Source organism: Comamonas sp. C24C (assembly GCF_053345995.1).
Genome location: NZ_JBKFBC010000016.1, coordinates 1 through 23285 on the forward strand (window position 1 = coordinate 1; position 23285 = coordinate 23285).

General features: G+C 59.1%; 21 protein-coding genes. 9 read left to right on the forward strand and 12 right to left on the reverse strand.

Features of this window, described 5'->3' with window-relative positions:
- Positions 1-495: 495 nt before the first annotated feature.
- Positions 496-1887, reverse strand: coding sequence for an aminotransferase-like domain-containing protein (locus ACLBXN_RS22970; protein ID WP_447613682.1), 1392 nt, complete (start codon positions 1885-1887; stop codon positions 496-498).
- A 165-nt stretch (positions 1888-2052) separates the two neighbouring features.
- Between ACLBXN_RS22970 and ACLBXN_RS22975 the strand changes: the two genes are divergently transcribed.
- On the forward strand, positions 2053-2286 hold the full coding sequence (locus ACLBXN_RS22975; protein ID WP_043004843.1) for a hypothetical protein: 234 nt from the start codon (positions 2053-2055) through the stop codon (positions 2284-2286).
- Positions 2287-2672: 386 nt separating this feature from the next.
- Here ACLBXN_RS22975 and ACLBXN_RS22980 read toward each other — a convergent pair whose 3' ends face one another.
- The 3 genes from ACLBXN_RS22980 to ACLBXN_RS22990 form a co-directional block, all read right to left on the reverse strand.
- Positions 2673-3467, reverse strand: a complete 795-nt coding sequence (locus ACLBXN_RS22980; protein ID WP_447613683.1) for an aspartate/glutamate racemase family protein — start codon at positions 3465-3467, stop codon at positions 2673-2675.
- Positions 3468-3485: 18 nt separating this feature from the next.
- The gene (locus ACLBXN_RS22985; protein WP_447613684.1) at positions 3486-5021 is read right to left on the reverse strand and encodes an NCS1 family nucleobase:cation symporter-1; all 1536 of its coding nucleotides are present in this window, start codon (positions 5019-5021) and stop codon (positions 3486-3488) included.
- A gap of 956 nt (positions 5022-5977) precedes the next feature.
- Complete coding sequence (locus tag ACLBXN_RS22990; protein WP_043373081.1) at positions 5978-6679, reverse strand: GntR family transcriptional regulator; 702 nt, start codon at positions 6677-6679, stop codon at positions 5978-5980.
- Between the two features lie 283 nt (positions 6680-6962).
- Between ACLBXN_RS22990 and ACLBXN_RS22995 the strand changes: the two genes are divergently transcribed.
- Together ACLBXN_RS22995 and puuE are read left to right on the forward strand one after the other, a co-directional pair.
- Positions 6963-7640 (forward strand): GntR family transcriptional regulator, encoded by a 678-nt coding sequence (locus ACLBXN_RS22995; RefSeq protein ID WP_447613685.1) that lies wholly within the window; start codon positions 6963-6965, stop codon positions 7638-7640.
- Positions 7637-8590, forward strand: a complete 954-nt coding sequence (gene puuE, locus ACLBXN_RS23000) for an allantoinase PuuE (RefSeq protein ID WP_447613686.1) — start codon at positions 7637-7639, stop codon at positions 8588-8590. Before ACLBXN_RS22995 ends, puuE begins: the two co-directional genes overlap by 4 nt.
- 140 nt (positions 8591-8730) lie before the next feature.
- On the opposite strand, the gene azu is transcribed toward puuE, so the two are convergent.
- The 5 genes from azu to ACLBXN_RS23025 form a co-directional block, all read right to left on the reverse strand.
- On the reverse strand, positions 8731-9210 hold the full coding sequence (gene azu / locus ACLBXN_RS23005; RefSeq protein ID WP_447613687.1) for an azurin: 480 nt from the start codon (positions 9208-9210) through the stop codon (positions 8731-8733).
- A 50-nt stretch (positions 9211-9260) separates the two neighbouring features.
- Positions 9261-10061, reverse strand: coding sequence for an ABC transporter ATP-binding protein (locus ACLBXN_RS23010; RefSeq protein ID WP_447613688.1), 801 nt, complete (start codon positions 10059-10061; stop codon positions 9261-9263).
- Positions 10058-11092 (reverse strand): FecCD family ABC transporter permease, encoded by a 1035-nt coding sequence (locus ACLBXN_RS23015; RefSeq protein ID WP_447613726.1) that lies wholly within the window; start codon positions 11090-11092, stop codon positions 10058-10060. Before ACLBXN_RS23015 ends, ACLBXN_RS23010 begins: the two co-directional genes overlap by 4 nt.
- Positions 11093-11166: 74 nt before the next feature.
- On the reverse strand, positions 11167-12363 hold the full coding sequence (locus ACLBXN_RS23020) for an ABC transporter substrate-binding protein (RefSeq protein ID WP_447613689.1): 1197 nt from the start codon (positions 12361-12363) through the stop codon (positions 11167-11169).
- A 124-nt stretch (positions 12364-12487) separates the two neighbouring features.
- Positions 12488-14779, reverse strand: a complete 2292-nt coding sequence (locus ACLBXN_RS23025) for a TonB-dependent receptor (RefSeq protein ID WP_447613690.1) — start codon at positions 14777-14779, stop codon at positions 12488-12490.
- 181 nt (positions 14780-14960) lie between these two features.
- On the opposite strand from ACLBXN_RS23025, the gene ACLBXN_RS23030 reads away from it, so the two are divergent.
- Complete coding sequence (locus ACLBXN_RS23030; protein ID WP_447613691.1) at positions 14961-15755, forward strand: response regulator; 795 nt, start codon at positions 14961-14963, stop codon at positions 15753-15755.
- A gap of 95 nt (positions 15756-15850) precedes the next feature.
- Positions 15851-17185, forward strand: a complete 1335-nt coding sequence (locus ACLBXN_RS23035; RefSeq protein ID WP_447613692.1) for an ATP-binding protein — start codon at positions 15851-15853, stop codon at positions 17183-17185.
- A gap of 208 nt (positions 17186-17393) precedes the next feature.
- Here the strand turns inward: ACLBXN_RS23035 and ACLBXN_RS23040 are convergent, their stop codons facing one another.
- The gene (locus tag ACLBXN_RS23040; protein ID WP_447613693.1) at positions 17394-18287 is read right to left on the reverse strand and encodes a LysR substrate-binding domain-containing protein; all 894 of its coding nucleotides are present in this window, start codon (positions 18285-18287) and stop codon (positions 17394-17396) included.
- Between the two features lie 94 nt (positions 18288-18381).
- Between ACLBXN_RS23040 and ACLBXN_RS23045 the strand changes: the two genes are divergently transcribed.
- Positions 18382-19602 carry a M20 aminoacylase family protein gene (locus tag ACLBXN_RS23045; RefSeq protein ID WP_447613694.1) on the forward strand — a complete coding sequence of 407 codons (1221 nt, stop codon included), beginning with the start codon at positions 18382-18384 and terminating at the stop codon, positions 19600-19602.
- Between the two features lie 2 nt (positions 19603-19604).
- Positions 19605-20603, forward strand: coding sequence for a tripartite tricarboxylate transporter substrate binding protein (locus tag ACLBXN_RS23050; RefSeq protein ID WP_447613695.1), 999 nt, complete (start codon positions 19605-19607; stop codon positions 20601-20603).
- 277 nt (positions 20604-20880) lie between these two features.
- Here ACLBXN_RS23050 and ACLBXN_RS23055 read toward each other — a convergent pair whose 3' ends face one another.
- On the reverse strand, positions 20881-21309 hold the full coding sequence (locus ACLBXN_RS23055) for a helix-turn-helix domain-containing protein (RefSeq protein ID WP_447613696.1): 429 nt from the start codon (positions 21307-21309) through the stop codon (positions 20881-20883).
- A gap of 79 nt (positions 21310-21388) precedes the next feature.
- Here ACLBXN_RS23055 and ACLBXN_RS23060 point away from each other — a divergent pair, with 79 nt between their 5' ends.
- On the forward strand, positions 21389-21880 hold the full coding sequence (locus tag ACLBXN_RS23060; RefSeq protein ID WP_447613697.1) for a DUF2938 family protein: 492 nt from the start codon (positions 21389-21391) through the stop codon (positions 21878-21880).
- 19 nt (positions 21881-21899) lie between these two features.
- Complete coding sequence (locus ACLBXN_RS23065; RefSeq protein ID WP_447613698.1) at positions 21900-22175, forward strand: hypothetical protein; 276 nt, start codon at positions 21900-21902, stop codon at positions 22173-22175.
- A 267-nt stretch (positions 22176-22442) separates the two neighbouring features.
- Here ACLBXN_RS23065 and ACLBXN_RS23070 read toward each other — a convergent pair whose 3' ends face one another.
- Complete coding sequence (locus ACLBXN_RS23070; RefSeq protein WP_447613699.1) at positions 22443-22889, reverse strand: universal stress protein; 447 nt, start codon at positions 22887-22889, stop codon at positions 22443-22445.
- Positions 22890-23285 lie beyond the last annotated feature (396 nt).

Sequence of the window (23285 nt, forward strand, 5' to 3'; positions counted from 1 at the left end):
TCGGTGCTGCGACAGTGCTACGAGCTCTCTTGGGTATTCTGAAAACTCCTTTTAAATCAACACCTTGAATTTCAGTGTAGCCAGTCCATCATAGGGGCCACCGACATGCGCCACATGCTGTGAACTGGTTGATTTGTTTGGATATTTTCTTTGTTCATTGATGAAATCTGTGGGCTTGCAGCACCATACAGCGCCCTGAAAAACACCCAGAAACCCCAATATTTTGTCCCTGAGTGCTTTCACTATGGGGACCATTTCAGCCAGGAAAGGGCAGATGACCCAAGCGTATATACGGCCGGCCCAGATTCGCCCAAAAGATAAGGGAGGTATTGTGCACACAGAGGCGCAGACTTTCACGAGCAAGGCTTTGGCGAAGACATGGCTGTGGGAATCATGGAGCCAGAAGCGCGATTACTTTGGATATCCGCAGGCCGGAGGCCTCGGAATCACCAGTTAGGACGCATGTCTACTACTCGAACAGCCGCTTGCTGGACGCTAGACCACGGCGGCAATCAACGAATCGGGCTGTCGCGCCAGCAGATGAGACAGCCGGTGAAGACCGGCTTGCAAGCGTGCACGGTCCTTGATGCTGCCCAAAGAGATGCGAATGGCGTTCACGGAACGTTTGCCAGTGGCGAATGCCTCCGCCGGCGTGACTGCTATGCCTTCGCTGCCTGCGGCACGAGCAAGCTGCGAGGAGCTCCAGTAGCTTGGCAATTCGAGCCATACATGCAGGCCATCTCCGACGCCGATGTAACGTCCCGCCAGAATGTCTCTGGCCATCCAGTGGCGCAGACGGGCCTCCTTGCGCACTCCTTCCATCAATTCAGTTGCCGAACCATCGAAGATCCACTGCGTGGCTAGTGCGGCCGTCAGAGGCGCGACCATCAGCGCAAATGATCTGAGCGCGGCGAGAAAGCGTTCGCGTTCATGCATATCAGGGACGAGGACGAAGGCCACGCGTAAGCCCGGAGTCAGGCATTTCGACAGGGTCGAGATGTAGCACACCTGCTCTGGAGCGAAGAAGGCAATAGGCGGCGGCGGGGCATCTGCAAGCAGCCAGTAGGGGTCATCTTCGACAATGCGTACATTGCAGCGCTTCGCGACGTTGGCGAGTTCCCTGCGGCGGTGCTCAGGAATGGTGATGCATGTCGGGTTCTGTAATGTCGGATTGAGATAGATCAGCCCAGGCATGTGCTCGTGGCATGCCTGCTCAAGCGCTTCGGGCACCATCCCGTGCAGGTCAGCGTCCACTGCAACGATGTGTCGGCCAAACTGTGTCGCTGCGGTACGTAGGCCCGGATAGGCCATCGGTTCCGCCAGGATCACATCGCCAGGCTTGGTCTGCGCAAGAATCAATGCAGCGATTGCCGCTTGTGCGCCTGGGCAGACAACAACCTGCTCTGGATCCAGCTTCCCAAGCATGGGCTCAAGCCATCTGGCTCCCGCCTTGCGGTCGGAGTCGCTCCCTCCGCCCAGGTGGTAAGTCATCAGCAGGTTGGCATCTGCCCTCATCAGCACCTGGGACAGGCCTTGCTTCAACATATCGTCAAAGTCCACCCCGTCCGGCGGCGGTGGGGTGTTCATGCTCAGGTCGAGGATAGTGGTCAGTTCGACTTTCGGCGCTGCGACGTAGGTGCCTCGGGCGCCGCGGCCTTCCAGCAGGTGGCGGCGTCTGGCTTCGTCATACGCGCGCGTGACCGTTGTCAGGTCGATGTCCAGTTGTGCTGCCAGTTGGCGCTGTGGAGGTAGACGGTCGCCCGGACTCAAGGATCCGTCTGCCATGGCTGCCTGCAAGGCATCTGCAATCTGCAGAAAACGCGGCCCGCCATGCGCGGACAATCGCGGCAACCACGCGGGCAAACGGTCATCTTGTATGGCTTTCATATACATACATTTTGTCTCAATGTATGGAAATTGCTTTTAAGTAATATGTCTCGACGCAGCAGCGACATCACTCTTGTATGGCAATCGCTGACGTTTTGCCTCTCGCGCCCGGGAGGTGTGTACCTCGCAACAGACAGTGTCAGTCTTAGGCTGGAAATTCTCAAAATGATCGATTGGGTCCCTGTAGTCTTCGTAACGTTCAAGGTGCTCATCTTCGGCACATGCATGTTCTTCGCCATCAAGTGGCATTACGACCAAGGGAAGAAGGGCGTGGACCGGCGCGCGCTACTACGCACGAGTGCCAAGCTGGCTGCCATCTTCCTGCTCGCACTGCTGGGTGTGCTGTTCTTTACCTTTGGCCTCGCCAGGATGCTCGGTATGGATTTGAGTCTTCCTTGACCGGACAGACTGGGTAGCTGATAGCCGGCAATGCAAGCAACCCTGCAACTGTCGGACTAACCTTGAATGGTGACTTGACGGCTATGGCAATCTGTCTGGTGTCGCCGTGGCGCACTGCCTTTGATTTCAGACTTCGGGACATCTTTTACCTGAGTGCACGAGGCTGGGCCCGGGCTGACCGCGTGAAGCGGCCCTCTCAACGGCTTTGTGAAAGCTCCTGAGCTCCCCAGAACAAAAAGGCGCTTCAATGAAGCGCTTTTTGTATGTTGCTACGGCAAGGCCGGGCCATGCAGAATGGTCGGAGATATCGACCATGCCATGGTCTTGTTTTCAGGGCCGTTCCGGCTCATCACCCCGGAATTCTTCGAGGCGTTGAGGACTGTGCATCAAGACACTTGCTTGACTGGTGCAAGAGACCTGGAGCCATTCGAAAAACTCCGGGCAGTAAATCCTGGGGCGTGACCCGTGAAGGGGAAGCCCGTCACACGCTTGGCGCGGGGCGGGGCGTAGGTTCGTACCTTGGATGTGCTCAGACCCAGACGCACGAGTGACTCAGCAATGGTCACGGCAGCAGCCACACCATCGACTACCGGCACACCGGTGAGTTCGCGGATCTTGGCATCCAGCTCGGCCATACCTCCACAGCCAAGGCAAATGACTTCCGCGTGGTCTTCGCTGACGGCAAGGCCGGCCTGGCGAACAATTGCCTCGACCGCACGCTCGGGTTGGGTCTCCAGCTCCAGCACAGCCATGCCACTGGCTCGAACCGATGCGCAGCGGTCGTTCAGGCCAGCGAGCTTGAGTCGATCCTCGATCAATGGCACAGCGCGATCCAGCGTCGTGACCACAGAGTATTTGTGGCCCAGGAACATGGCAGCAGTGGCAGCTGCCTCGGTGATATCCACTACGGGAACGTCCAGCAACTCCTGCAGGCCTTCGCGGCCATGCTCACCGTAGCCAGCTTGAATGACGGCGTCAAAGGGTTGGCCATAGCTCATCACCGCATCCATAACTCCGACCGCGGCAAGATAGCTCTCGAAATTCCCCTCAACCGACTCGGCCCCAAAGCGCGGGGTCAGAGCGACTATCTCCGTGCCTGGCGCAGCGACTTTCTGAGCCTGCATGCCGATGGCATGGGTCATCGACTCAGTGGTATTCACGTTCACGATCAAAATGCGCATGATTTTTAACTTTCTTTCTCAGTGCTTGTCGGAGGCTACGGAAATGGCTTCGCCATCCTGGTCTTCGTAGGTGAGTCCTTTTGGTGCAACCATCCAATAGAACAGGGCGCCTAGTCCGGCTGCGATGAACCAGGAGAACTGGGACAGCGATTGCAAGGTCGGCAGGAACGCAAAGAGCAGCGAGATAAGGGACGAGGGAATCAGGGCCTGAATTGCCTTCGGATTGATGCCATTGCGGTAGTGATAGGGGCCTGCAGGGTCGTGTGTATAGAGCGCCGGCACATTCACACGCTGTTTGCGGATCAGCCAGTAGTCGGCCATCACGATGCCGAACAGCGGACCCAGAAACGAACCCAGTCCGCCCAGGAAGTAGACGATGACCAGCGGAGAGTTGTAGAGGTTCCAGGGCAGGATCACGAAGCCGAGGACTGCGCTGACAAGAGCTGCCCGGCGAAAGTTCAGATGTCTGGGCATGAGGTTGGCCAGCGCCAGGGCAGGAGCCACGAAATTGGCCATCAGGTTCACGGCAATGGTCAAGATCAGCAGCGAAAGACTGGCCAACATCAACAGCGGCTTATTGGGAATGTTCTGGACGATGTCGGTCGGGCTTTGAATCAGCGTGCCGTCGATGGCAAGCTGGCCGCCTGTCAGGATGACCACGATCAAGCCGAAGATCAGCATATTGATCGGAATGCCCCAGAAATTGCCTTTCACCACGGCGCTGCTTGAGGTGGCTGCGCGTGTGAAATCGCAGAAGTTCAGCACGAAGGTTCCGTAGATCGCCACCCATAGCGAAGCAGCGCCCAGGATCTGCAGCCACATGGCTCCGCCGCTGCTTGCAAACGGGGCAGACCAGTGCAGGGTCCACTTGGCGCTGTAGAAGATCCATCCTGCCAGGGCAATGAAGGTCAGCAGAATCACTGGTCCCGCAAAGGCCTCGTACTTTCGTATGCTCTCCATGCCCCAGCAGGCAATGAGCACCTGCACAACCCACAGGATGGAAAAGCTGATCCAGCCCAGCAGTGGCAGGCCCAGCACGACTTGTTCTTTCAGCGACTGCAAGCCGGGAAACAGTGTGATCAGCATCACGTCGAGCACCATGGATGCCAGATAGGTTTGAATGCCAAACCAAGCAATGGCGACTCCGCCGCGGATCAGTGCAGGAATCTGAGCGCCGCGTGTACCGAAGCTGATGCGGCTCATCACCGGAAAAGGGATTCCTGTACGGGTCCCCATAAATCCGGAGAGGGACAGCAGTACGAACAGAAATGCTGCACCCAGCAGCAGTGCCATCAGAATCTGATGTCCGCCGAGCCCAAGCGTGAAAAGACCGATGGCAAAGGCGTAGTTGCCGAGGCTGTGTACATCGTTGGCCCAGAGGGTGAACAGGCTGTAGCTGCCCCAGGTGCGTCCCTGTTTCGAGGTGGGAGCCAGATCATGGTTGTACAGCGCGGGAGAGACCCCGGCCGGCAGACCTTTATCGCGCTTATGGCTTGTGGTGTTGGCTCCCGAGGTCAATGACTCACCATGGGTGTCCAGTACTAGGTTGTTCATATGCCGCCTTCCATCAGGGTGCACCGTGGAGCCCCTTTGCCATGGCCTCATTTCGGCTGAGCAAGACCATGTTTGTCTACCGTTATTAACGGCCACAGACGATGCAAGCCTGCAGCCATGTGTTTGCTGCCGAAGCTCATGAAGTCAATCAAATTTGCCTCATGAACACCTGTTTCAGCAAGTTTGTTCAGCGACGCGTTGAACACATCACTGACATGCATTCAATGTATACAAGGCATGAATTCAAGGCGCTAGTAAGAACCCTTGTTCTATGGGTAGTGAATCCAGGTTTGGCGCAATCCTTGGGGGCGGTGAAAAATGGTCGCTATCAGGCTTAGCAAGCTCTGGCGGGCATTTCGGTCACAGGCGAAGACGGGAACCTACACTTTGATCACGGCTGTTTTGCGCGGATCTCTATCTATGAATCGCCGACAACCACCGCCAGGCACTGCTGGGTCGCCGTGCAAATTGCTGTGTCTTAGAAGAGAGCCTCGAAGCTGAGCAGCGCAGTCATTTCCCAGCGGCTGCAAAGCCAGCATTCGGGCTGCTTGCATCGCGGCACTATTACTTGCCAAGGAGTAATCGGCGCTGATTTTTCTATGGCGGTGAGATCAGTTGGAATGAAGGCCAAGACTTTGGCCGCAGCATTCACCAGACGTTGCAGCAGCGGAGATAGCTGGGCAACCTGTTCGGCAGGGACTGTGGAAACTGGCGCAGCGTTGCGTTCAGTGGCATTGGCAATTCTTGCAGGCAACCCATTCCACGGCGCTATCAGCGAACGCGTAAGTCATCACCGGCACAGATGGTGAACTCAATCGCTGCAGGTATTGCCCCTAGTAGGGCTAGCGCTTCGAGCTTCAATGCTGGCTCGCCGGGAAGTGTTGGGAACTAGGGCCAAGATTAGCCAAGCGGCTCGATTCGGCTGCAGCCGTGGACGCCTGTTGGCGTCGAAACACTTATTTAGCTGAAGACGAATCTTCAGGAGCCAGGATCGAGCGTAGTCGGTTGCGGGCTCCGCGACGACCGATCAGACTTTCATCAAGGCGCGATGCCAAGGCATCGATATGAGCAATCATTAGTTGTTCAGCCTTTAAATTGTCGCCTTCCGCCAGCGCATCAACGATGGCGGCATGGTCGTCATTGAAAACCTTGGCCTCGGTTTTCGATTGGTATAGATCCGAAATCAGAGTCGTTCTTGCAGAGAGGTCGACCATCATGGAAGTCAAAAAACGATTGCCAAGACACTCGGCCAGGCAGATATGAAAGTCGGCCAGCAGCCAGCTGCGAGCTTCCGCATCTCCACAGGCAATGGCTTTGCGTTCCTCCGCGATGTGTTTGCGCAGGCGTTTCAGTGTTGTCTGCAAGGGCTGACCAGCGTCACGTAGCATGCCTGGCTCAACAACGCGCCGCGCCGCATAGGTTTCCTGAGCCTCTTCAAACGAAGGCTCTGCAACATACCAGCCAACCCTGGATCGGACCTCTACAAAACCTCGGGTTTGCAGATGCATCAATGCCTCGCGGACCAAGGTTCGACTGACCTGAAATAAGTCCGCAATGTCTTGTTCACCAAGCTTCTCTCCTGGACGTAGCTTGGCTGTCAGGATCGACTCTATGAGACGCTCGGCGATCTTGGTTTTAGTGATGACTGGAGTACTCATTCAATTGATTTTATGCGACCGTACCATGCCTAAGTGGTTGCTCTGCAGCGTGGAAGAGTTCGCCCGTGTTCGTTATAGCAGCTGGCAAAGGTTGCATGCAGAAGGCCATGTAATGCTCGGTCTCCGAGGGAGGAGAGTAGGCCAAACAGGCCGGGCGGGCTATCTCTTTATCGTCCGCTGACGGTTGCTTGGTGAACTGCGAAGATGAATCAAGGGAGAACACCTAGGCTTTCCTTTATTGATGTTGTATACAAGTGTTGAGTTCAAGATCTATGATGAAGCAATGGAAACCTCACTCACTTGGTCTATCGCTGAAAGTCTGACCAAAGCAATTGTTGAACATCGACTGATGCCGGGTACCAAGCTGTCGGAGCAGAAGCTGGCCGACCACTTTGGCGTTTCCCGCACTCTGGTTCGCCAGGCATTGTTTCAGGCGTCGCAGAACCGCCTGATCAAGCTGGAGCCTACGCGCGGTGCCTTTGTGGCCACGCCTTCGGTCGAGGAAGCGCGCCAGGTGTTTGCCGTGCGCCGCATGCTGGAGGCCGAAATGGTGCGCAATTTTGCTGCGCAGCAGACACCTTCCTGCTTGTTGGAACTCAAGGCGCATGTGGCGGCCGAGAGGAAGGCCATGGAAGCCAATGACGTGGGCCAATGCACAGAGCTGCTGGGCGACTTCCACGTGCGCATGGCCGAGCTCATGGGCAATGAGGTGCTGGCACAGCTGCTGGGCGAGCTGATTTCCCGCTGCGCATTGATCACCCTGATGTACCAGTCTGCATCGGCGGCCGAGCATTCGCACGAAGAACATGCCGACATCGTGACCGCGCTGGCTGCGGGCGATGCCGAACATGCGGTGCAGCTGATGTTGCAGCACCTCGATCACATGGAAGAGGGCATGTCCTTCAACCGTATTTTGCCAACGCGCGATCTGTCGATGGCACTTTCATCCGTATCCCTATGACTTACGATTCCACCGCCTCCTATCCACGCGACCTGATTGGCTACGGCCGCAACACGCCCCATCCCGAATGGCCCGGCAAAGCCCGCGTGGCCGTTCAGTTCGTGCTGAACTACGAAGAAGGCGGTGAGAACCATATCCTGCATGGCGACCCCGGCAGCGAACAGTTTCTGTCGGAGATGTTCAATCCCGCCAGCTACCCGGACCGTCACATGAGCATGGACGGCATCTATGAATACGGCTCGCGCGCCGGCGTGTGGCGCATTCTGAAAGAGTTCGAGAAGCGCGGTCTGCCGCTGACCGTGTTCGGCGTGGCCACGGCGCTGCAAAAGCATCGCGAGCTGGCCCAGGCCTTTGACGAACTCGGTCACGAAGTGGCCTGCCACGGCCTGAAGTGGATTCACTACCAGAACGTGCCCGAGGAGATCGAGCGCGCCCACATGCAGCAATGCGTGAACATCTTTGAAGAGCTGTACGGCCACGACGGTGACCACGGCCTGGGCTGGTACACCGGCCGCGACAGCCCCAACAGCCACCGCCTGGTGGCCGATGCCGGTCGCTTTACCTACGACAGCGATTACTACGGCGACGACCTGCCCTTCTGGATGAAGGTCGCCAAGAGCGACGGCACGACGCACAACCAGCTCATCGTTCCCTACACGCTGGACGTGAACGATATGCGCTTTGCGCTGCCCCAGGGTTACTCGCATGCCGATCCGTTCTTCCAGTACATGAAGGACACATTCGATGTCCTGTACGCCGAGGGCAATGCCAGCGGCGACAACGCCCCCAAGATGATGAGCATCGGCATGCACTGCCGACTGCTGGGCCGTCCCGGCCGAATTACAGCGCTGCAGCGCTTCCTCGATCACATCCAGAAGCACGACAACGTGTGGGTGTGCCGCCGTATTGATTTGGCTCGTCACTGGGCCGAGCGTTTCCCTATGCGATGAACAAGCCTCGACTCAGCAATACCTAGTCAGGCAGCGACTTAGACATCATGGATGGGCGCGAATCCGCGCCTTCAATCTGTGCGACCCGATAACCCTGGGAGCCTGAAGAAGGGCTGGCCGAGGGTATCTGGGCCCGGTCTTCAGTCGATTACCACCAACTTGCCGCGCATTGGCTGGGCGTGGGTGGGGAAAGAGCAGAAGTAAATATAGTCCTCGCCATGGACCAGACGCTGGACGGGGAAGGTCACCGAGGCATGCTCGCCGCCAGAGAGCATCTGTGTCGCGGCAAGAATGCGGGCATCGCTGCGGCTGAGCCAGGCATGCTCAGGGCCGGATTGCAGGCCCTCGCGAATCACGGCTTCCGTGTCTTTGCTTCGGGTGAGTACCCAGTTGTGGCCTGCTGCCTGCCAGGGCTTCTTGCCGGTATGCACCAGATGCACGGTGAACTGCTCACAGCGCTTGCTGACCCGCAGCTCGGTCATGTCGAATTTCTTGCCGGGCTGGCCCTGGATATAGGCCTGGCAAACAGGGTCGGTCTGCTGCGCCAGGACGGGGCCGCCGGGGAGGTAGAGTGCGGCCAATGCGGTGAGATGGCAGATGCTTGAAGTGAAGCGCTTCATGGTCGGTCTCTGTTGCTGAGTGGAATTCAATGTCTGGTCGAGAGAAGGGGTCAGGCCGCCAGTCCGTCCACGATCACCTGTGGCGTGCCGCGTGAGCACTTCTCCACGCGCGCGAGCACGCCATAAACGCGCGCCAGCAGTTCGGGGGTGACGGCCTCATGTGGCGGGCCGTCGGCCAGCAGTTCTCCGTCCTTGAGCACCAGCACTCGGTCGGCATGGCGCAGGGCAATGCTGAGGTCGTGCAGCACCACCAGCGTGATCATGCGATGGCGCTGGGTTTCTTCCCGGACCAGCGACATCACATGGAACTGGTGGTTCAGGTCCAACGCAGACAGAGGCTCGTCCAGCAGCAGCACGCGTGGCTGGCGAATCAGTGCTTGTGCAAGGCCAGCCAGCTGAGCCTGCCCACCCGAGAGCTCGTCCAGATGGCGCATGGCAAGATGGCCTATGCCCAGGCGCTGCAGCAGCACGGCGCCTTGCTCTACGGCATCGGAGGGCAGTTCGTTGTCGGCTGTCCAAGGAGAGTGGGGCGATGCCTTGCGCGCGGCCAGCAGCGATTCGATGACGCGCAGATGGACGGGTGCAGGCAGAGCCTGCGGAAGATACACAACGCGCTTGGCACGCTCGGCCAAGCTGGCTTTGTCCAGTTCCATGCCCTCGAATGCAATGCATCCATGCGCACTGGCCAGACCGGCCAGCGCGCGCAGCATGGTGGACTTGCCGCTGCCATTGGGACCCAGGACTACGGTTACGGAGCCAGGTTGCAGATCGAGAACGTTAAGCGACGGGATGATGGTGCGTCGTCCATACGCGACGTTCAGTTGCGTGATGTTCAGTTCCTGGGTGTTCATGCGCGTCCCCTGGTCTTCAGCACGATGGCCAGGAAGAACGGAATACCTACCAACGAGGTGACGATACCCACAGGCACGATCACATCAGGTACCAGCGATTTGGAGGCCACAGAGGCGAGCGAGAGAACCAGGGCCCCTGTGAGAGCCGAGGCAGGTAGATAGAAACGATGATCGTCCCCCACCAGACGACGTGCAATATGCGGCGCAACCAGTCCGATAAAGCCGATACTGCCCACAAAGGCCACCGAAAGAGCGGCCAGCAAGCTGATGCGAAGCAGTGCGCCCAGACGCAGACGACGCACATCCACGCCAAAGCTTGCGGCCCGATCCTCGCCCAGACGCAGTGCGGTGAGTCGCCAGGCATTGCGCATGGAAAACGGCAACACCAGAGCCAGTGCCATGGCCAGGGCCATCACCTTGGGCCAGGTGGCGCGCGAGAGGCTGCCCATGGTCCAGAACACCAGGCCCTGCAGTGCTTCTGCCGTGGCAATGAACTGCAGCAGCGCCACCAAGGCGTTGAAGCTGAACACCAGAGCGATGCCAAACAGCACCACACCCGTCGTGCTCATGCCGCCCCAGCGCGCGACCAGATCCAATAGCAAAGCGGATGCCATGGCAAAGACAAAGGCGTTGGCGGGCACGGCCCAGGCAGCGGGAATTCCTGGTAGGCTCCAGTCCAGCACGATGGCAAGCGCGGCCCCGAACGCGGCAGCTGACGACAGGCCCAGGGTGAACGGGCTTGCCAGCGGATTGGCCAGCACAGTCTGCATTTCCGCGCCGGCAAGGCCCAGGGCCAGACCGACGATCACGGCCATGAGTGCGTAGGGCAGGCGGATGTTCCAGACAATGACGCGTAGCGCGGGCTCAGTCGCGTCGGGCGCGAGCAGCGTGTGCAGCAAGGTCGGTAGTTCCAGGCCAGAAGGCCCGGTGGTGAAGTCTGTCAGCAGCGCGCCAAGAATGGCGGTGCCCAGCAAGACCAGCACCAGCAGTCGCCAACCTGAAAGGCGCTTGTAGGCCCGTGCAAGTTGCATGGGATCCGGTTGCAGCGGTTGACGGGCCTGCACACTGGCTGTCAGGTCTTGCTTGAGCGTAGCGGCAGAAGCTGTCATTTGCTGGCTCCGCGACTGGCAATATCACCCCAGTAAGCACCTTGCATGGGCAGGGCGTTGAGGAAACGCTGATTGATTTCCGTCATGGTGGCCTGAGGATCGACGTCCTTGAAGAGGTCCGGGTAGAACCACTTGGCCATGGCTTCTATGGCGAGAATGTTGGTGGGCGCATCGTAGAAGTTGTGCCAGAGACCATGGGCACGGCCCGAGCGCACGGAGCTGAGCACTTCGAAACCGGGGCGCAGGGCCAGCTCTTTCAGACTGGTGCCCAGCAGTTCGGCACTCACTCCTTCGCCCGCCTTGAGCATGGGGCGGCCGCTTTGCGGGCGGCTGCCGGTGGCGATGTATACATCGGGGTCCTGTGCAATCAATGCCTCCTGGTGCAGGTCGCCGATAGCTCCGGGAATCTTGCCCTGGGCGATGTTTATGCCGCCTGCTGCGTCGATAAACTCGCCGATGTTGCCCTTGCCTGCCGTGTGGCAGCAGCCATCCCAAACGCCCGCCAGCAGCTCCGCAAACACGCGCGGGCGTTTGTTCCCGGGGATGTCCTTCACACGCGACTGCACACGCTGCAGATGCTCTTCATAGAAGCCGGCATAGGCGTTGGCCTGCGCTTCACGGTGCACAGCCTTGCCCAGAATGCGGATGCTATTGGCGGTGTTGCGCACTGGTTGGGTGCGGAAGTCGATGAACACAACGGGCACACCGGACTTCTCAAGCTCCTTGACCAGACCGCTCTGGCGCCCTGGCCCGTGGCCACCAAGGCCAAAGATGGCAATGTCAGGCTTGGTCGATACCGACTTTTCGAAGCTCACACTGTCTTCCGAGGTGCGCCCGATCAGCGGGATGCGTTCAATTTGCGGGAAGCGCTGTTTGTAGACAGCCCAGCCATTCGGATCGGCAAATGCCAGCTCGCCTTGCCAGCCCACAATGCGCTTGAGCGGGTCGGTACCCTCCATCAGCGCGAGCGCGTAGAGAAATCGACCTTCACCCAGCAGGATGTGATCAACCTTGACAGGAATGCGCACCGTGCGGCCCACGATGTCCACAACCGAGACTTCGACGGGCTGTGATGCGGCTGGAGCAGTGCCTTGTGCATGGACGGGTGTGCCGATCACGCAGGCGGTCAGCATGGCCAGACTTGTGGCCTGCAATAGCTGCTGCAGTCTGGAGAATGAAAAGTGAAAGGTCATGAGAGAGGGCATTCAAAAGTCAATGCTTGCTTGCCAGGTGCTGGCATGCGTTCGTTCGCAGCGCGACCTGCAACTGCCGTGCAAGCGCTGCGTTATGAGAGCGTCCGAAGCAACTTGGCCGAGATCAGAACGACATATCGAGGCTGGCCGTGTAGGTACGGCCTGCACCGGGGATGCCGTACAGCTGGAAGCCGTCCAGGGACGAACCTATGCGGCTCCAGTAGAAGCGGTTGGCGATGTTGTTGATATTGAAGTTGGCAGTCATCTGACGGTTGATGCGCCAGCGCAGGGCCAGGTTCTGCACCACATAGCCTGGGGCTTTTTCGCGGTCCACCACATAGATCGGGTGGGCGCCGTTCGGCCCCGAGACGGTGCTTGAGTTGTTGTTCAGACCACCGACCATCACGTTGTCGGCATAGCGACGCTGGCCTACATACTGCGCGCCATAGCTCACCGTGAGGGCAGGCGTGAGCAGGTAGGAAGTCCAGACGCTACCGGCCCAGTCGGGCACGTTCTTGGCTTCGGCGCCCTCATTCACACCTTTGGTGATACGACTCTTGAGGTGCGAAAGGCTGGCCATCACAGACCAGCGCGGCGTGATTTCGCCTTGCGCACTCAGCTCGAAGCCCTGTACGCGCTTGGCTGGCAGAGAGCGTACGGGAGAGCTGTTGTCCGGGTTGTACTCCCAGGAGTCGGTGAGCTCGGTGCGAAAGACGGCACCGGTGACGGAGAGGCGTCCGTCCAGCGCATCCCATTTGCTACCAGCTTCCCAGGTACGAGAGAGCGCAGGCTGGTAGTCGAACTGTGCCGCCGTGCCATTGATGGCATTGTTGGTGGTCACGCCCAGCGCCGATGGCTGAGCGGCACGGCTGTAGGCCGCGTAGATCGAGCCTTGCCTGGCAGGCTTGTAGACGATGCCCAGGCGACCGCTGAGCGCACCGTCGGTGCGGCTTCTGTCGACGTTCTTCGCGTTCCAGCGGTCGTAGCGCAGGGCTGTCTGTGCCTGCCAGCGTTCGTTGAAGGTGATGGTGTCATTTACATACACACCCATGTTCTGTACCGATGCACTCGCGCTGCCTGCACCCACGATGGTGGGTGTGCCGGCGAAGATCGTGTCGGGGTTGGCGGGGTCGAAGCTCAGCGTGCCATTTGGCAGGTCCAGGCTGCGTTCGTGATCGCCGTAGGTTTCTCGGTAGAGCTCCAGACCGGCTGTGAGCCGGTGCTGCAATCCGGCTGTCTCAAACTGGGTGCGCACATCCGTTTGATTGTTGGCGATGGTGTAGCGCTTGGAGCTCGACATGGCGGCCAGACGTAGCGAGATCGGCTGGCCTGTGGTGTCCACCAAGTCGTAGTCGCCATAGGAAGCGATATTGCCAGGGGCTGTCACCAGCGGCCCCTTGCCGATATAACCCAGGCTGTTGCGCGTACCGGCCGCATTGAATCGCGCGGGGGAAAGCACGCTCCAGCTGTCGACGCGTTCGTAACGGAACTGGTTGCGGATGGTGGTGTCCGCAGCAAGGTCTCGCTCAATTCGGGCCGTGATGCTGTCTGTTCTTGCCTGCTGTGTGTACAGATTGGAAGAGCCAAACCAGGCATTGCGTGCGATGCCGGGCATCAGGTTGCCGCGTGTGCCGCGTTGTATGGGCAGGCCGCCGTCAGGAGTGTTGTCATCGGACTGATGCAGCACGTTGACGACAACGCGCGTGTCCGTGCCCAGGCCGTGGGCGAAGGATGCCGCCGCGCCATAGCGGTCGAAGTCGACCACATTGCGGCCGGCGACCTCATTCTTGTGCTTCATCAGATTCAGGCGCAGTGCACCGGTCTCACCGATGGGGCGATTCAGGTCGGCGGTGGCGCGAGCATAGCCATCGCTGCCCAGGCCGAAGCTGGCGTTGTAGAACGTATCACGCTCGGCTTCCTTGCTCACCAGGTTCACGCTGCCGCCGACGGCCGACACTCCCGATTCGACCGACCCCGTGCCCTTGAAGACTTCGGCTTGCTCCAGATTGAACGTATCCGTGCGGCTGGCCATGCCCGCGTCGCGCACGCCGTCGATGGTGATGCTCTGCTCAGCGGAGAAACCGCGAATGGTGAAGAAGTCCCCCCAACCCAGATTGCCTTCGCCGGAGCTGAAGGTGATGCCAGCCACGTTCTGCAGCACATCCTGCAGGGTTTGCGCATTCTGTTGGCGCAGTACTTCAGCCGGCACCACCGTGATGCTCTGAGGTGTGTCGCGCAGCGGCTGGGTGAATTTTGGCGACTGCACGGATTGAGCCTGATAGTCGGGCTTGTCGCGATTGGCGCGCACCTCCACGAGAGGCATCGTGGCCGCATCGTCGGCGGCCAGGGCTTGGCTGCTCGTCGCCAGCAGCGTGGGGCCCAGCACCAGCATCAGGCTGGCCAAGGCAGGAGACAATGAAGGCTCCAAACGTGAAGCCGATGAAAATTCACGCGAATCGCGCGCTGGCATGGAGGGGACGGAGATGCTCATGACTGCAATAAACTAGAATGAAAATCGTTCTTATTGATAGATGAGCCGTCACTCTAGTGAGGCAAGCGCCCCTCCGACAGACAGGCGAGGGCAGCTTTGCAATGCAATGTTTTCCCTAGCTGCTTCAACACAATCCATTACATTTCCCCCGAAAAGCTCCGTAGCGTCGTCGCATGCCGCCGCCAGGGCTCGCATTCTGGTCGTGGATGACGACCCAGAGATCCGCGAGTTGCTGTGTGACTATCTGCAGGCCAACGGCATGCAGCCGTCTGCGGTTGCGAATGGCGAGGCTATGTGGGACTGGCTGGCGCGCCACAGCGCAGATCTCATCGTGCTGGACCTGATGCTTCCGGGCGTGGACGGGCTGACGCTATGCCGTAGTCTGCGTGAGCGGACCCACATTCCTGTGGTGATGCTCACGGCGCGCGGTGCGCTCATGGACCGCATCCTTGGTCTGGAGATGGGGGCTGATGACTATCTGCCCAAGCCCTTTGATCCCCGCGAACTACTGGCGCGCATTGGGGTGGTGCTGCGTCGCACGCGGCAGGTGCCAGCCTCTCTGCACGAACCCGAGCGGCTGGCCACGCTGCGCTTTGCCAGTTGGACGCTGAACATGCACACGCGCGAGTTGCACTCTCCCGATGGCGTGCTGGTAACCTTGGCCCAGTCGGACTACCGCGTGCTTTGTGCCCTGGTCCAGAACCCGCATCGGACACTGAGCCGAGACTATCTGGCCGAGTATGCCTTCGGCCGCGAGCGCATGGCGCTGGATCGTGCCATTGACGTTTGCATCAGCCGCCTGCGTCATCATCTGGAGGCCAACCCGCGCAAGGCGCAGGTACTACGAACGGTCCGCAATGCAGGCTATTTGCTGGCTTGCGATGTCGAGACACTGGAGTGAGTGCGTCCGCTGCATCGGCATGGCTCCGCAGCCTGCTGACAAGGTTGTGGCCGCAAACGCTGTCTGGCCGCATCGCAGCAATCCTCATCATTGGCATGCTGGCTGCGCAGGCGCTGACCGGAACCATCTGGTGGGAGGTGCGGCAAAGTCAGCTGCTGGAAGTGCCGCTGAGGCTGGTGGCAGCTCGTGCAGCCGATACCTCGGTGCTGTTGTCTGCCATGCCGCGCGAACAGCGAAATACGTTGTTGGAGCAATGGAATACCAACCATTACTCACTGCAGTTGCTCGATGAGATACCCCCGACAGCCGACGAGACCAAGTCTTTCATCGCAGAGGCGCAGGTCTTGATCGCTCAGGTTCTGCAGGAGCGTTTGGGCCGCACTGTGCCTGTGAGGGTACTACAGCTGGGCCTGCGTGGGGAGGAGCAAGTGGACGGTTCTCACTCAGCCAATGTATTGACATCGGGTAGACCAGAGGCTCATGTACGCATGGCCATGCAACTTGCCGACAAGCAGTGGCTGGTGGTGAGTGCACAGGAAAGCGAAATTGGCTATCCGGTACGGCCGCTGCATGCCTTGGCCGACTATGTGCTGCGTGTCTATCTGCTGCGCAGTCTCGTGATCGTGGCGTTTGCATTGGTGGCAGTACGCCTGGCCATGCGACCGCTCCAGCGCATGGCCAGGGCCGCAGAAGCTCTGGGTCGAGATTTGCAAAGCCCTCCACTCGAGACCGATGGACCGCGCGAGGTACAACAGGCGGCGCAGGCTTTCAATGCCATGCAAAAGCAGATCTCAGAGGGAGTGGCCGAGAGAACGCGCTTTCTGGCGGCGGTGTCGCATGACCTGCGTTCTCCCATCACACGGTTGCGCCTGCGTGCCGAAATGCTGGAAACCGAGGCCTTGCGGGCCAAGTTTCGCAATGATCTGCAGGAAATGGAGCATATGGTGTCTTCCACGCTGGACATGCTTACCGGCGCTGATGCTCAGGGGCCGCGTCAGCCAGTGGATATCAATGCCTTGATACAGGGGATGGCACAGGACATACATGAGTCCAGTGGACAGGAGATTCCCATCCATGGGCAGGCAGGCGGTCCTTATGTCGGCTATGCGCAAAGCCTGCGCCGCTGTCTGCAAAATCTGATCGAGAATGCGCTGCGCTATGCCCATGAGGTGCAACTGCATGTCAGCGACGCCCAAGATTTTCTGAGCATCAGCGTGCGCGATCGTGGTCCCGGGATCCCGCCGGATCAGATCTCTCGTGTGCTGGAGCCCTTCTACCGCGTGGAGCATTCGCGCAATGCCTCCTCGGGTGGAGTGGGGCTCGGCCTGTCCATTGCGCAGACCGTGGCGCATGCACATGGAGGCCAGTTGCTGTTGCGCAATCTACCGGGCGGTGGCCTGGAGGCAACGCTGAAGTTGCCGCGCCAGTGACGGCCTGGGCTGAGGTTGTGGCATTGAGTCAGGCACTAGCGGCGCGGCGGATGCAGTCCATGAGCACGTCGCTGTTCATGGACTGGCTACATCTGGATCGCAGGAGAATCTGCGGCTGTCCGTAGCCTGAAGCAGCCCCGGGGTCGGATATCAGTCTGCGCAATGATTTTCAGAGCGCTGGGCCGATATAAACATGTCGAATCACTTCCTAAGTTTTGCGGAAATACTTCATGAACAGCGCAGCCAGTGGCTTCGCTGCGCTGCTCAACGGCACACCGCGCAACTGGACCAAGCCAAGCGCCATGGGTGGTGGCAGTGGCTCCACCTGCAGACGCTGTAGTCCTGCTCCATAAATCTTGTCGTTCAGGAGAATTTCGGGGCAGAAGCCAAGTACGTCTGTGCGCCTCATCAGTTCGCTCATCAGCGTGGACGAGGTGCAGTTGACCATCTTGCGCGGCTCAGCCAAGCCCTGGCCTCGAAGCCAGCTCACCAGCGTCTCGCTCTGGCTGCCCGCTGAGTAGTTCAAAACCCAGGTCGCGTCACGAAGCTCATCCCAGGTTTTCGCCTTGGCCAGCGGATGGCCCTGCCTTCCGGCGGGCATGGCAATTATGTCCATCAGTGGTTTGAAGACAAGTTCATAAGGCAGATCGGTGGGGTCGGCAATGGCCAGCGCGAAGTCCAGTCGTCCCTCGAGCAGAGCCGGAATCAAGCTGCTAAGAAAGCCTTCACTGAGCGCCAGTTGCACACCCGGTGCCAGTTGTTCGAACGTTTTCCAGACTTCGGGCAGTGCCTTGATCGAAACCAGGGGTGACATCGCAACGGCCACCCGGGCGCCCGAGCCGCCACGGATCAGCCGTACCTCTTCGCGCGCCTTGTCCAGCATCGATAGCGCCAGGCGTGCATGAGATAGCAGCACTTTGCCAGCCGGGGTGAATTCAATGCCCCTGTAGCTGCGTACCAGCAGCTCTGCACCTACATCCTCCTCCAGTTCGCGAAGCGACTTGGTCAGGGCGCTCTGGCTCAGAAAGAGTGCACGGGCAGCAGCGCGTATGGAGCCGCTTTCGGCGACCTGGGTGAAAGCCCGAATCTGATGATTTTTCATGAGGGCAGGGTTTTCATCGGGTGAATCATTTTGGTTGTCTCCTCGGAAAATATACCGGCTTTTGGTGCGATGACCGAGACGCTACAGTTTTTGCATGCACTCGAAATTCAGCTCCTACATAGATACCGATGCCATGCACGCATGGCGCCACGCCATCCATCGTCAGCCCGAACTGGGTTTTGAAGAGTTCCAGACCAGTGCACTGGTCGAGCGTTGCCTGCGCGAGTGGGGCTATGAGGTCACCACCGGCCTTGCGGGAACAGGATTGGTTGGCTCCCTGAAGTTTGGCCCTGGTTCCAGACGCCTGGGACTGCGTGCGGAGATGGACGCACTGCCCATTCAGGAGGACACTGGCCTGCCATGGGCCAGCGAGGTGCCCGGAAAAATGCACGGCTGCGGGCACGATGGTCATACAACCATGCTGCTTGGCGCGGCACAGGCGTTAGCCAAGCTACATCGCGAAGGCAAGCATGCCATGGATGGCATGCTGCATCTGATCTTCCAGCCTGCGGAGGAACTGGGCGGTGCGGGCGGCGCCCAGCGCATGATGAAGGAGGGACTGTTTGCGCGCTTTCCCTGCGACGCGGTTTTTGCCATGCACAACATGCCAGGCATGGAGCAGGGCCAGATACTGTTTCGTGAAGGGGCATGCATGGCCTCCTCCGATAGGGCAACTCTGGTGTTCGAGGGCTGCGGCGGCCACGGCGCCATGCCGCACCTGGCGACCGATCCGACGGTGGTTGCCGCGTCCACGGTAATGGCCTTGCAAAGCATCGTCGCACGCAATGTAGATCCGCTGGCATCGGCAGTAGTCACCGTGGGACGCCTTCAGGCCGGACAAACCTACAACGTGATCCCAGAGACCGCCGAACTGGAGCTGAGCATCCGGGCCCTGAAGCCCGAGGTACGCGATCTGCTGGAGGAGCGGATTCGGGCGGTGGCGCAAGGTCAGGCCGACAGCTTTGGCGCACAGTGTCACATCACCTATGAACGCGGCTATCCGGTGCTGGTCAACTCTCCCGTTGAAACCCAGTTTGCGATGGATATAGCCCGGTCGCTGTTCGGCGACGCACGGGTCGTAGCCAATGCCGATCCGCTGTGCGCGAGTGAAGATTTCGCATACATGCTGGAAGAGCGCCCTGGTTGCTACCTCTTCATAGGCAATGGTGACAACGGTCACACACATGGCTGCGCCTCGGGACCCTGCAATGTGCACAACCCCAGTTTCGACTTCAACGATCGCAACCTCGAAACCGGCGCCACATTCTGGACGGCTCTGGCCCATTCCTTTCTTTCAACCCGCGCCCGAAGCTGATCATGAAAAAACCAGACTCCATCTTCCGTCGACATGCTCTCGTCCTGTCGCTTGGTTCCTTGTGTGTGGCCACATTCGCAATGGGCGCTGCGCGGGCAGCCGATCAGCGTGTGGTGACTCTGCTCGTTCCGTACCCGGCCGGAGGCCTGTCGGATTCCATCGCCCGAGCGATAAGCGCGGCATTGGGTCGGGCCCTGAATCAGCAAGTCATCGTGGACAACCTGGGCGGCGTAAGCGGTTCACTGGCCGCGCAGAAGGTGCTGAACGCGCCCGCTGACGGGCACATGATCTTTCTCGGCTCGCCCAACGAGGTGATTCTCTCGCCCATGGTCAACGCCGCCGTGAAGCTGAGAGCCGAAGACTTTCGCATGCTGGGCCAAGTGGCAGTGAATCCGCTGGTTTTGCTGACACGTGCCACACTGCCCGTGCGCAACGTCGATGAATTCATCGCCTATGCCAAGTCCCAGGACAAAGGTCTGTCCTATGGCAGCGTCGGCATGGGCTCCATGTATCACCTGTTGGCTGAAAGCATGGCGCAGCAGACCCAGATCCACGTCACACATGTGCCTTACAAGGGCATGGCCCCCATGGTGCAGGATGTCGGAGGAAACAGCATCGACTTTGCCATCCTGCCCTATGCAACGAGCTTCAAGGGAATGTCCGAGCAGGGGCGCCTGAGGCTCATCGGGTGGCTGGCTCCCACACGCAGCGAGCTGGATCCTTCCGTGCCCGCTCTTGGAGAAGGCAAGATTCTGAAGAACTTCAGCCATTCCACCTGGGCCGGCCTCATGGTGAGCCGTAAAACTCCCGAGGACATGGTGGTACGTCTGAACAGGGCACTGGCCGAAGTGCTGCGTGATCCCGAGGTACGGCGTCAGATTGCGGCCACCGGATCGGAAGCGCCGCAGCCCCAGACGCTGGCTGAGGCGGAGCGGAAACTCAAAGAAGACACCGTCAAATTTCGCGCCATGGCCAAAAACATTCAACTCCAGCCGCAGTAAGCAGGAAAGGCTGACGCCGTACAGGACGTTTTGGCAAGTGCGGCGGCCAGCGGCGCGCGCACGAAGTTCAGCCTGGGCTGCCTGAAGCTCAAAAGGTCGCACTCAGCTCGCCAAGCTTTGCGACTGACTCTTCCAGGACATGACCGGCGGGGTGCCACTAGCAGGCACGGCCGGGATGCGGCGATCCAGAACGTTTGTCTCGGCGGACATTCTTGCAGGCTTGGGGGACCTGCAGAGCTTGGCTGTGGTTTGCTCGGTGAACCATCAGGGCAAGAGCTCAAACCCCTTTGGCTTTGCTGGCTGCGACTGTTAATGGCGTGATTTTCCCTGCCAGGGCTGCATGCATCAGTCCTTGAAACGTAGCGCAATCCAGATGATTTTTCTCGGGGCAATTGGCCGCGTGCCGCAAGCCGTCACGCACGGCCTTCAGCCGCTTGATGGACTGCTGCACCTGATCTGCCTTGGCAAGCAGCATTTCGCGACTGACCTGCACTTTGCCGTCAGGGGGCAGCATTGAGCGGATTTCGTCCAGTGAGAACCCGGCAGCGCGCCCAAGAGCGATGACTGACAGTCGCTCTAGTACCTGAGCATCGAACAGGCGTCGCTGTCCCTGTCGGCCGATGGAATGTATCAATCCCTTCTCTTCGTAGAAGCGAAGTGTCGATGGGGGTAGCCCGGTTCTTTTTACTACTTCTGAGATTTCCATATTCAGCTATTGCGCTCAAGTGCACTTGAGCACCTACAGTGGTTTACATCACTGTAATCCTCAGAAGCGATGCTAGGAAATGATTAGTCTGACGAGTATTTTTGCACCGGCTCTGGCTGTCGGTATCGGCGCGACATTGCTGATGGACCTGTGGTCTGAAATGCTGCGCCGCATGGGCGTTGCCACCCTGAATTACGCACTGCTTGGACGCTGGTGCCTCCACTGGCGAAGCGGCACCTGGTTCCACCAGTCCATTGGAGAAGCTTCCGCTGCGCATGGCGAAAAAATCATTGGCTGGACGGTGCACTACCTGATCGGCATCCTGTTTGCCATGACGTTCTTGTGTATTGCGGATCCTTCGTGGACAGAGGCTCCTGCCCTGGTGCCCGCGCTGGTATTTGGCGCAGCAACCGTGGCGCTGCCCTGGTTCGTTCTGCAGCCAGCGCTAGGAGCTGGAGTGGCTAGCGGAAAAACACCCCGTCCGTGGCGCAACCGCGCGGTGGGACTGGCTACGCATCTTGTTTTTGGAGGGAGTCTCTATCTTTGTGCGAAAGCAATTGCCTTGATCTAGGTTTCGATTTGCGCAGCAAATGCAGAATGCTCTGCGTCTTGCCAAGACCCTGCATAAAGCGAGCGGCGTAAAGGATTGCACGCCGGCGTATGCCTTCACCCATCAAGCTGCTTTGTCATGGCTCGCGACCTTGAGCAACAAGGTTCTGCCATTTATGGCGATGAGCTCGATCTCGGCGCTGACTTTCATGCCAACGAAGGTTGCGAATACATGGCTGACATTCACATGGGGAGCTGCTGTTTTCTGCCCAGCAACAGAACGGAAGTCAGACTTTCAATGCAGGGTTGTTCCCTGATTCAGAACCCCTAGCTGTTCAATGCCATCACGCTCGTGGTGCTGCTGCCTTTTTGACTGCTGATAGAACGCAGGCAGGTTGAACCAATGGCCTGGGTCGCGGTAATCGGGCTGGCACAGTCATCAGCCAGTGGCAGCTGTTTCGCCGGTACACATTGATAGGTGATTCGCTCGTAGGGGGTGATGTTTGCGATCTGGTTCAATCCTTCAAGGGTGAAAGCCTCGGGCGAGAGGAGCGCCTGAGGCTTTCACTCGCAGTGTTGGTGAATCACACGGGGCGATGCACCAATACCGGAATGCTGCTGTTGACCAGCACGCGCTGGGTTTCGCTGCCCAGCAGAATGCCGGCGATACCCTTGCGGCCGTGCGATGCCATGCAGATCAGATCGCAACGGCTGTCTTGCGCCTGGTGGATGATGGCCTGGTTGATAGAGAGATTCGTCACCCGCGCGGTCTTGCAGTCCACGCCCTCGGCCGCGGCGATGTCCGTCGCAATCTTGAGCACCTGGTCGGCTTCCTTCTCGGCGCTCTTGGCCATTTCTGCAGAGTTGTAGGCCATCATCGCCTCGGCACCATAGATCATGGCGGTGTAATCCGGCATTACATACAGCGCCGTTACCTGTGCACCTTGCTCCTTGGCCAGCTGCATGCCCGCGCGTAGCGCGGCCTCGGAGAGTTTCGAGCCGTCCGTAGGAATCAAAATGTGCTTGAACATATCCCGCCTCCTGGCGCGTCAGCGCGCCTGTTGTTGACCAATGAATTCGATCGAATGCCGTATTCATACTCACACTCCGGGCCGGCCAAAGCAACACACAAAGTCAGTATCCAGACGATTTCTTGATAACAATCAAAACTTTGAAAAGTAATCAAAAGCGCCTCTATCGCTTACCCATAAAGCGATGGAAGCTATCAAAACAGTACTCTTGACGCCTCCTTCGTGGAATGCGCTGCTGCAGGTTGTTGTAGCTGACATGCATCTGGTTTGGCTCTATCGACCGGGCGTGGGGTAGAGTGGGGCGGCCCTTGCTGTTGTGGTTCTGGTTCAGCAAATAGCGGTTGAGCTGCCCACGCTGCATCACCGTACTGAACACCGTGCGGTCCAACTGCTTGG

Bases quoted from the DNA above. Each gene is read 5' to 3' on its own strand.
- ACLBXN_RS23030 (WP_447613691.1), top strand. From the start codon at position 14,961: ATGTTTTCCCTAGCTGCTTCAACACAATCCATTACATTTCCCCCGAAA.
- ACLBXN_RS23020 (WP_447613689.1), bottom strand. From the start codon at position 12,363: ATGACCTTTCACTTTTCATTCTCCAGACTGCAGCAGCTATTGCAGGCC.
- ACLBXN_RS22990 (WP_043373081.1), bottom strand. From the start codon at position 6,679: ATGAGTACTCCAGTCATCACTAAAACCAAGATCGCCGAGCGTCTCATA.
- ACLBXN_RS22970 (WP_447613682.1), bottom strand. From the start codon at position 1,887: ATGAAAGCCATACAAGATGACCGTTTGCCCGCGTGGTTGCCGCGATTG.
- ACLBXN_RS22995 (WP_447613685.1), top strand. From the start codon at position 6,963: ATGGAAACCTCACTCACTTGGTCTATCGCTGAAAGTCTGACCAAAGCA.
- ACLBXN_RS23015 (WP_447613726.1), bottom strand. From the start codon at position 11,092: ATGCAACTTGCACGGGCCTACAAGCGCCTTTCAGGTTGGCGACTGCTG.
- ACLBXN_RS23040 (WP_447613693.1), bottom strand. From the start codon at position 18,287: ATGAAAAATCATCAGATTCGGGCTTTCACCCAGGTCGCCGAAAGCGGC.
- ACLBXN_RS22975 (WP_043004843.1), top strand. From the start codon at position 2,053: ATGATCGATTGGGTCCCTGTAGTCTTCGTAACGTTCAAGGTGCTCATC.
- ACLBXN_RS23050 (WP_447613695.1), top strand. From the start codon at position 19,605: ATGAAAAAACCAGACTCCATCTTCCGTCGACATGCTCTCGTCCTGTCG.
- puuE (WP_447613686.1), top strand. From the start codon at position 7,637: ATGACTTACGATTCCACCGCCTCCTATCCACGCGACCTGATTGGCTAC.
- ACLBXN_RS23055 (WP_447613696.1), bottom strand. From the start codon at position 21,309: ATGGAAATCTCAGAAGTAGTAAAAAGAACCGGGCTACCCCCATCGACA.
- ACLBXN_RS23010 (WP_447613688.1), bottom strand. From the start codon at position 10,061: ATGAACACCCAGGAACTGAACATCACGCAACTGAACGTCGCGTATGGA.
- ACLBXN_RS23035 (WP_447613692.1), top strand. From the start codon at position 15,851: ATGCTGGCTGCGCAGGCGCTGACCGGAACCATCTGGTGGGAGGTGCGG.
- ACLBXN_RS22980 (WP_447613683.1), bottom strand. From the start codon at position 3,467: ATGCGCATTTTGATCGTGAACGTGAATACCACTGAGTCGATGACCCAT.
- ACLBXN_RS23060 (WP_447613697.1), top strand. From the start codon at position 21,389: ATGATTAGTCTGACGAGTATTTTTGCACCGGCTCTGGCTGTCGGTATC.
- azu (WP_447613687.1), bottom strand. From the start codon at position 9,210: ATGAAGCGCTTCACTTCAAGCATCTGCCATCTCACCGCATTGGCCGCA.
- ACLBXN_RS23045 (WP_447613694.1), top strand. From the start codon at position 18,382: ATGCACTCGAAATTCAGCTCCTACATAGATACCGATGCCATGCACGCA.
- ACLBXN_RS23065 (WP_447613698.1), top strand. From the start codon at position 21,900: ATGCAGAATGCTCTGCGTCTTGCCAAGACCCTGCATAAAGCGAGCGGC.
- ACLBXN_RS23070 (WP_447613699.1), bottom strand. From the start codon at position 22,889: ATGTTCAAGCACATTTTGATTCCTACGGACGGCTCGAAACTCTCCGAG.
- ACLBXN_RS22985 (WP_447613684.1), bottom strand. From the start codon at position 5,021: ATGAACAACCTAGTACTGGACACCCATGGTGAGTCATTGACCTCGGGA.